General features: G+C 70.7%; 6 protein-coding genes and 2 pseudogenes. All 8 read right to left on the bottom strand.

Going from position 1 to position 7487, the window contains the following annotated elements; genetic code table 11:
* Positions 1–582, bottom strand: a pseudogene (locus VLJ82_RS17795) (DNA-directed RNA polymerase subunit beta); the annotation flags it as partial.
* Positions 583–1149: 567 nt separating this feature from the next.
* A complete protein-coding gene (locus tag VLJ82_RS17790; protein ID WP_408664699.1) occupies positions 1150–2049 on the bottom strand; it encodes a hypothetical protein in 900 nt (299 codons plus the stop codon).
* Positions 2046–2567, bottom strand: a complete 522-nt coding sequence (locus VLJ82_RS17785) for a hypothetical protein (protein ID WP_408664698.1) — start codon at positions 2565–2567, stop codon at positions 2046–2048. Before VLJ82_RS17785 ends, VLJ82_RS17790 begins: the two co-directional genes overlap by 4 nt.
* 41 nt (positions 2568–2608) lie before the next feature.
* Entirely contained in the window at positions 2609–3889 is a 1281-nt protein-coding gene (locus VLJ82_RS17780) for an MCE family protein (protein WP_408664697.1), read from the bottom strand.
* The gene (locus VLJ82_RS17775) at positions 3886–5010 is read right to left on the bottom strand and encodes an MCE family protein (protein ID WP_408664696.1); all 1125 of its coding nucleotides are present in this window, start codon (positions 5008–5010) and stop codon (positions 3886–3888) included. The genes VLJ82_RS17780 and VLJ82_RS17775 overlap by 4 nt, the downstream gene beginning before the upstream one ends.
* Positions 5010–6197: an MCE family protein gene (locus VLJ82_RS17770; RefSeq protein ID WP_408664695.1), complete on the bottom strand. Its 1188-nt coding sequence runs from the start codon at positions 6195–6197 to the stop codon at positions 5010–5012. Before VLJ82_RS17770 ends, VLJ82_RS17775 begins: the two co-directional genes overlap by 1 nt.
* Positions 6194–7222: an MCE family protein gene (locus VLJ82_RS17765; protein WP_408664694.1), complete on the bottom strand. Its 1029-nt coding sequence runs from the start codon at positions 7220–7222 to the stop codon at positions 6194–6196. Before VLJ82_RS17765 ends, VLJ82_RS17770 begins: the two co-directional genes overlap by 4 nt.
* Positions 7223–7487 (bottom strand): annotated as a pseudogene (locus VLJ82_RS17760) (MCE family protein); the annotation flags it as partial. It lies immediately after the preceding gene.

The following is a 7487-nucleotide window of genomic DNA, read 5'->3' as shown; positions in this document are numbered from 1 at the left end:
CTTGTCGATGTCGAACTCCAGCCAGGCACCGCGGCTGGGGATGATCTTGACCGAGAAGACGTCGACGTCGGAGGTCTTGTCCAGGCTGCGGTCGAAGTAGACGCCCGGCGAGCGCACCAGCTGGGAGACCACCACCCGCTCAGTGCCGTTGATGACGAAGGTGCCCTTGCGGGTCATCATCGGGAAGTCGCCCATGAACACCGTCTGGCTCTTGATCTCGCCGGTGGTGTTGTTGGTGAACTCCGCCGTGACGAACAGCGGGGCCGCGTAGGTCATGTCCTTGTCCTTGCACTCCTCGATGGAGGCCTTGACGTCCTCGAAGCGGGGCGAGGAGAAGGACAGCGACATGGAGCCGGAGAAGTCTTCGATCGGCGAGATCTCGCCGAGGATCTCCTCCAGACCCGACACCGGGGCAATCCCCGTGGACTCGGCTTCGGCAGCCTGCCGCCCTCTCCAGGCGGCGTTGCCGATCAGCCAGTCGAATGATTCGGTTTGCAGGGCCAGCAGATTGGGAACCTCCAGCGGCTCCCTGATCTTGGCGAAGGAGGTACGAACAGGGGCGCCTGGAATGCCCCCGATCATGCCGTGCGATTCGGACTTACCGGGGCGAGAGACTGCCAAGATGCGTCCTTCCGAGGACTTGGTCCACCGCTGCGTTGCTGGGGCCGAACCGCAGCAGGAGCAGCTACTGATCTGTTGCGCGGCCCGGTTTCAACCGGTTGATGCATTCCGTCCGAGACAGCAGGAAGTAGACCCTGTACGGGCCGACAGTTGTTTGAGGGCAGCGCAAATTAGCAGTCTAGCCGAGATCGGCACACCTGTCCAGGCCACCCCTGACGGTGGCACTGCTGCGGTCGGGAACGAGCAGCCCGAGCGCGTCTGCGGCCAAGGATTCCAGCCGGAACTTCGGTAAGTCAATGCCCCGGCGGGCCTTTCCTGCAGTGCACGTAGGGTGCCCTGCCCGCTGCCGTCCGTCAAGCATCCCCGGGCTCCCGCGCGTGGCCCGGCCGCTCGCCGGGCCGGTCCGGCCGCCGATACGGGCCCTGCGAGACCGCCTACTCAGGGCCTGGGTGACCGCCTGCTCAGGCCCGAGGCGGACCGGGTGCGCAGGCTTGGTGTCGAACCGTGGCGCGGGGTACTGCCGGCCAGCTAGATCTGGTCGAACTTCGAGACCAGCCACTGGTTGTCCACCCGGTCCAGGGTGACCCGGACCCGGAACAGGTCGATCCGGGGCTGGCTGAGCGAGGTGTTGGTGACCTTCTGCTCGCCGAAGACCACCACGGTGACCTGCTTGCCGTCGGCCGACACCGCCTCGACGCCGGCGCCGTCGGTCTGGGCCTGCACGACCGCGTGCACCTTGGCGGCCGTCGGCTTGATGGTCTTGCTCATCGCCTGGACGTAGTCGGTGACCGCCCGGCCGGTCAGCCGGCCCCGGGCGGTGCTGACGTCGGAGTCGAAGTGCCGGTAGTCGTAGGACAGGATCGCCGGCACCGCGGTCTTGGCGGTGGACAGGGCCTGGTCGCGCTCGGACCGGGAGCCGGATCCGGGCTGGTGGGTGACCAGCCAGCCGTCCAGGCCGGCCAGCGCCAGCAGCAGCACCGCCAGCACCGCCACCAGGCCGGTCCGGGCTCGCCATGGGGACCGGTCGGCCTGCTCTGCTGGCTCGAGGAGGACGGCCGGGTCGGCTGGAGTGGTTGGGGCGCCGGTGGCCTCCCCCGGCGCAGCGTCGCGGACTGGCGCGGCGTCGCGAGCTGGCCCGGGATTGTGAGCCAGCGTGGCGTCGCGGACCGGCCCGGCGTCCGGCGCCGGCACTGGGCCCGCTGCCGGCGCCCCGTCCGCTGCCGGCTCGTCCGTGGCCGGCCCGTCGGCGGCCGGCGGGAACGGGGTGGGACGGGGCCGGCGCAGCCCGTCCGGTGCCCCGGCGGCGCTGCGACGGGCCCGCGCGGTCGGCGAGGGGGCCGGACTCGGGCGCGGGCCGGGCCGAACCCGGGCAGCCGCCGGGCCGGCCTCCTCGGCCGGCTGGCCGTCGGTGGGGGTCAGCTCGGTCATGACACCGACACCGACTGCAGATCGTCCATCAGCCACTTGCCGCCGATCCACTTCATGCTCACCAGCGACCGGTTCTGCGCCGCCGTGGTGGTCTTGCCCGCCGCGTCGATGCGCAGGGTGTCCGAGGCCACCACCACGACCGCGGTCTTGCCGTCGAAGCTGACCAGCCCCGCACCGGACACGGTGGCGCCGGCGTCCTGCTTGAGCTGGGTGAGCTTGGTCTTGAGGGTGGCCTTGTTGGCCTGCCACTGGGTGGCCTTGGTCGGGGTGAGGCCGGCCAGCGCCGCGGCGAAGTCGGCGTCGAAGCTGGCCCGGCGGTAGGTCTGCAGGTTGATCGTCTCCTGGCGCGCGGCGTTGACCGCGGCCTGCTCGTCGGAGCTGAGCCCGGCGGCACCGTCAGCGCGCCGGGTCAGCCGCAGCACGCCCAGCACGGCCGCCACCACCAGCAGGACGGCCACTGCCACGGTCAACCCGGGCAGCACGGCGCGCGGCAGACCGGCCCGCGACGGGTGGGTCATCGGCTACTCCTCGATCTCGGCCGCAGTGCCCGGGTCAGCGCTCAGCGCAGGCCACCGGTGAGCAGCGGCAGCCAGGAGTTGTCGGCCAGCAGGCCGGCTCCGGCCATCGAGCCGCCGAGCTGGACGGTGGTCGGCTGGGGCACTGCCCGCGGGAAGACGGTACTCCCACCGCCGGTGGTCACCGGATCGCCGCCCGGCGTGTTCTGCGCGCCGCGCACGCTGGTCACCGAGCCGCGCGGCATCGCGCACCGGGCCGAGGTGTTGATCGTGCTCGGGCCGGTCTCCGAGGGCTTGCGAATCCGGGTGCCCTCGTAGCCGGTCCGGCAGGACGGCGGGTCGTCGACGTTGAGCACCACGCCGAAGTGCGCGGTGCCATCGCCGGGGGTGACGGTGTAGCCGCCTGCCACGGCCGCCGGGTAGATCACCAGAATGGTCCGGATGCCGTCCAGGTGCGACACCATGACTTGGTTGACCGAGGTGAGGTTGGCCAGCAGCAGGTCCAGGTCGGACCGGTTGCCGGCCAGGAACCGGCGCACGGTGTCCAGCTCGGCGGGCCCGTCGCCCAGCAGCGCCCGCAGGTCGCCGTCGCTGGCCTTGAGCTGTGCGGTCAGCAGGTTGAGGTTGCGCGCCCAGCCCCGGATGGCCGGCCCGGAGTCCAGCTGGGTCTTGAGCACCGTCTGGCCGTTGTCGATGAGCCTGAGTGTCTCCGGCAGCGCCTGCCGGGCCCGGGCCAGCAGCTGGTCGCCGGAGTCCAGCAACGCCTGCAGGTCCGGCCCGCGGCCGCCGAAGGCGGCGCCCAGCTCGGTGATCACCGTGTTGAGCTTGGCCGAGTCGATGCCCGAGACCAGGTCGTCGAGGTTCTGCAGCAGCACCTGGGTGGCGATCGGCACCTTGCCGGGCTTGCCCAGCACCGCGCCGTCGCGCAGGTACGGCCCTCGGGCACTGGACGGTTCCAGGTTGACGTACTGCTCGCCCACCGCCGAGCGGTCGGAGACGTAGGCCTGGGCGTCGGCCGGGATCGCCGGCTTGGCGCAGTCGCGAAGGGCGAGGTCCACCCGCACCCCCCGGACCTGCCGGCCGTCCGGGCCGGGGTAGTCGAGCAGGTGCAGCTGGCCCACCCGGCCGACCGTGACGCCGCGGTAGGTGACCTCGGCGCCGGTGAAGATGCCGCCCGAGTCGGGGAAGTTGGCACTCACCGTGCAGCCGGCGGGCCCGAACAGGCTGGCGCCGAGCCCGACATAGCTGAAGCCGACGTAGCTCATGCCGAGCAGCGAGAGCACCACGAACAGCAGCAGCTGGATCTTGGTCGATCTGCGGATCACGGCTGGTCACCGCCCAGCTGTGGCAGGCTGCCGGCCGGCGTGGGGACCTTCGGCAGGGTGAGCAGGTTGTCCAGCAGGTGGGTGAGGTTGAGGTCGGCGGTCAGGAACAGGTTGGTGTAGTCGCCGCGGATGCCGTTGACCGAGGTGCGCGGGAACGGGTAGGTGGCCAGCAGTTCCAGCGACTTCGGCAGCGCCTCGCCGGCCTGGGTCAGCTGGGTCATCACCGGGTCCAGGCTCTCCAGTGCCGAGACGAAGTTGTCCTGGGAGGCATCGATCACCTGCACCGCGACCGTGCTGAGGTTGTCCAGGCTCTTCAGCAGGGTGACGAACTGCGACTTCTCGTCGGCGAGGATCTTCACCGCCTGCGGCATGGTGTCCAGCGCGCCGGCCAGCACCTGCTTCTGGTTGTTGAGCGTGCGGGCCAGCACGTCGAGGTTGTCGATGGCCTCGAGGATCCTGCCCTTCTGGGTGTTCAGGCTGGTGGTGAGCACGGTGGCCTGGGTGAGCAGGCTGCGCACGTCGCCCGCATGCCCGCTCAGCGCCTGGTTCAGCTCGTGGGTGATGGTCTTGATCTGCTCCAGCCCGCCGCCGTTGAGCAGCAGCGACAGCGCGCCGAGCACCGCCTCCAGCTCCGGGGTGGACCCGGTCCGGCCGATGCCGATGTGCGGGTAGGCGTAGCCCGGGTGCGGCGCCTGGGCCAGCGACACCGGGTCGCTCACCTCGCCGTCCGGCGGGTAGGACAGCGACACGAACTTCTCGCCCAGCAGCGAGGTCTGCCGAATCCGGGCGTAGGCGTTGGCCGGCAGCCGCACGTCGCCGTTGACCACCACCTGCGCCCGGGCCTGCCAGCCCACCAGCGAGACCGACTCGACCTTGCCGACGGTGACGTCGTTGACCTTAACCGAGGACTGCGGCACCAGGTCCAGCACGTCGGCGAAGTCGACCAGCACCCGGTACGGGTGGCTGCCCGGGTCGGCCCCGCCGGGCAGTGGCGCGGAGTACAGGCCGTGGAAGCCGCAGCCGGACAGTGCCAGGACCCCCGCGAGCGCCAGTGCTCCGGCCTGGGCCAGCCGGCCGGGCCGGGACCGCGCCGGACGACGGCCGGTCAGCACGCCCGCCATCACGGGCCACCCAACGGGGGCAGGCCGATCGGCGGCAGGCCGGGCGTCCCGCCGAGCGGCGGCAGGCCACCGATCACCTTGGCGATGGCCGCACAGGTGTCGGCGATGGTGCCGCTGGCCGGCAGGTTCTTGGTCGCGCTCAGGGCCGAGCAGATCACCGCCGGGTCCAACGGGTTGGCCAGCCCCCCGAGGTTGTCCCGGGTGTCCAGGGTGCCCGACTTGGGGTTGTAGGTGTGGTTGAGGTTCTCCAGCGCCACCGGGGCGACCGCCAGCACCTCGTTCAGGGCCGCCTTCTGCTTGTTCAGCGTCGCCACCACGTCCTTGAGCTCGCGGACGTCGGTGTGGATGGCGTCGCCGTTGGACTGGATGAAGCCGGCGATGTCGCGCAGCGCGGCGGTCAGGTTCTTCAGCGCCGCGGCCAGCGACCCGCGCTCCTCGGCCAGGGCGGCGCTCACCTGGTCCAGCTGGGTGTTGAAGGCGCGCACCTGGGCGTCGTTGGCCACCAGCGCGTCGGTGAAGACCTGCAGGTTCTTCACCGTGCCGAACAGGTCCTCCCGGCCCGCGGCCAGCGTCTTGACCGCCTTGGCGAGGTCGGCCACCGTGCTGCCGAGCGCGGCGCCGTTGCCGTCCAGGTTGGCCGCCCCGACGTCGATCAGGTCCGACAGCGGGCCCTTGGCACTCAGCGAGGTCGAGTTGGCGCCCTGCGGGCCGAGGGCGACGTTCAGCTTGTCCAAAGCGGCGTAGATGTCGTCCAGCTCGACCGGCGCCGCGGTCTGGTTCATCGGAATGGCGGCGCCGCTGGCCAGCACCGGGCAGCCGGTGGTGCAGGAGTCGAAGTCGGCCAGCTGGACGTAGCGGTCGGAGACCAGCGACGGCGGGATGATCGCCGCCCGGACCACCTTGGCGTCGTCGGGGTAGGACGGCAGCTTGATCTTCTTCTCGTACGTCATCCGGACCAGCACCCCGTCGCCGTCCGGCGTGACCTTGGTGATGGAGCCGATCTTGATGCCGTGCAGCCGGACGTCGGAACCGGTGTAGAGGCCGACGGCGCGCTCGAAGCGGGCCTGCACGGTCTTGGTCTGGCCCGGCAGCAGCACGAACACCACCGTGCCCAGCACCACCGCGGCCAGGATCGCCGCCACCACCAGCCGGGACAGCTGCCGCGGCATCGCCCGGGTCGCGCTCACTGGCCCACCCCTGTGTAGGTGCCGAGCAGGCCGCCCGCCGACAGGTTCTGGATGTAGGTGTCGAACCACCGGCCGTTGCCGAGGGTGTTGGCGAACACCCGGTAGAACGGCCCGAGCAGGGCCAGGCCGCGGTCGATGTTGTCCAGGTTCTTCTCCAGCACGTCCAGCACGCCCTTGAGCTGGTCCAGGGCGGGCTTGAGGGTCTTGGAGTTGTCGCTGACCAGCCCCGAGATCTGCAGCGACAGCGCCGAGGTGTTCAGGAACAGCGTCCGGATCGCCTCCCGCCGGGCGTTCAGCTCGCTCAGCAGCAGGTTGCCGTCGGTGAGCAGCTTGGCGATCTCGGCGTCCCGGTCGGCGAGCACCCCGGTCACCTGGTTGGCCCGGGCCAGCAGGGTGCGCAGCGCCTCGTCACGGGAGGAGATGGTGCGCGAGAGCCGGGACAGGCCGTCAAGGGTGGTGCGGACCGAGGCGGGGGTGTCACGGAAGGTCTGGGCGATGGTTTCCAGCGACTGTCCCAGCGCCTTGGTGTCGATCGAGCCGACGGTCTTGGTCAGGTCGGAGAAGGCCGGGTAGACGTCGTACGGGGTGAGCGTGCGGCTCAGCGGGATCTGCCGGTCCGGGTCCTGCTTGGCCACCCCCTGGGAGTCCAGTTCCAGGTACTTGCGGCCCAGCACGGTCTTGATCTTGATGATCGCCTCGGTCCGGTCGCCGACGAAGGCGTGCTTGACCCGGAAGGACACCTTGACGGTGTGCGCGGTCGGGCCGTTGAGCGACACCCCGGTCACGGTGCCGACCTTGACGCCGGCGATCCGGACCTCGTCGTCGGGCACCAGGCCGGAGGCCTCGGAGAAGATCGCCGAGTACTGGGTGCCGCCGCCGATGATAGGCAGCTTCGCGGCGTTGAAGGCGGCCCACAGCAGCACCGCGATCACCACCAGCCCGATCGCGCCGATGGTGGTCGGGTTGCGGGAGGCGAACGAGCGCCCGCGCGGCGCGGCGCGGCGAGTCCGCAGCGTCCCGGCCATCTAGGAGCACCTCGCCGGCGGGAACGGGGAGGGCAGCCCCGGAGTCAGCGTGACGTTGCCGGGCAGCGTGACGCTGCCCTCCATCGAGCACAGGTAGAAGTTGAACCACGAGCCGTAGGTGGCAGTCCGGGTCAGGGTGGCGATCTTGTTCGGGAACCGCTGCAGGATGCCGTCCACGGTGGTGTTGCCGGCGTTGAGGGTCTGGGCGAGCCCGGTCAGGTCCTCGACGTCCTGCTTGAGCTGCGGGCGGGCCTTGTCCAGCAGG

Origin of the sequence: Jatrophihabitans sp., assembly GCF_035474675.1 — a bacterium.
Classification (GTDB): domain Bacteria; phylum Actinomycetota; class Actinomycetes; order Mycobacteriales; family Jatrophihabitantaceae; genus Jatrophihabitans_A.
This window is presented reverse-complemented; position numbering and strand designations above follow the sequence as displayed.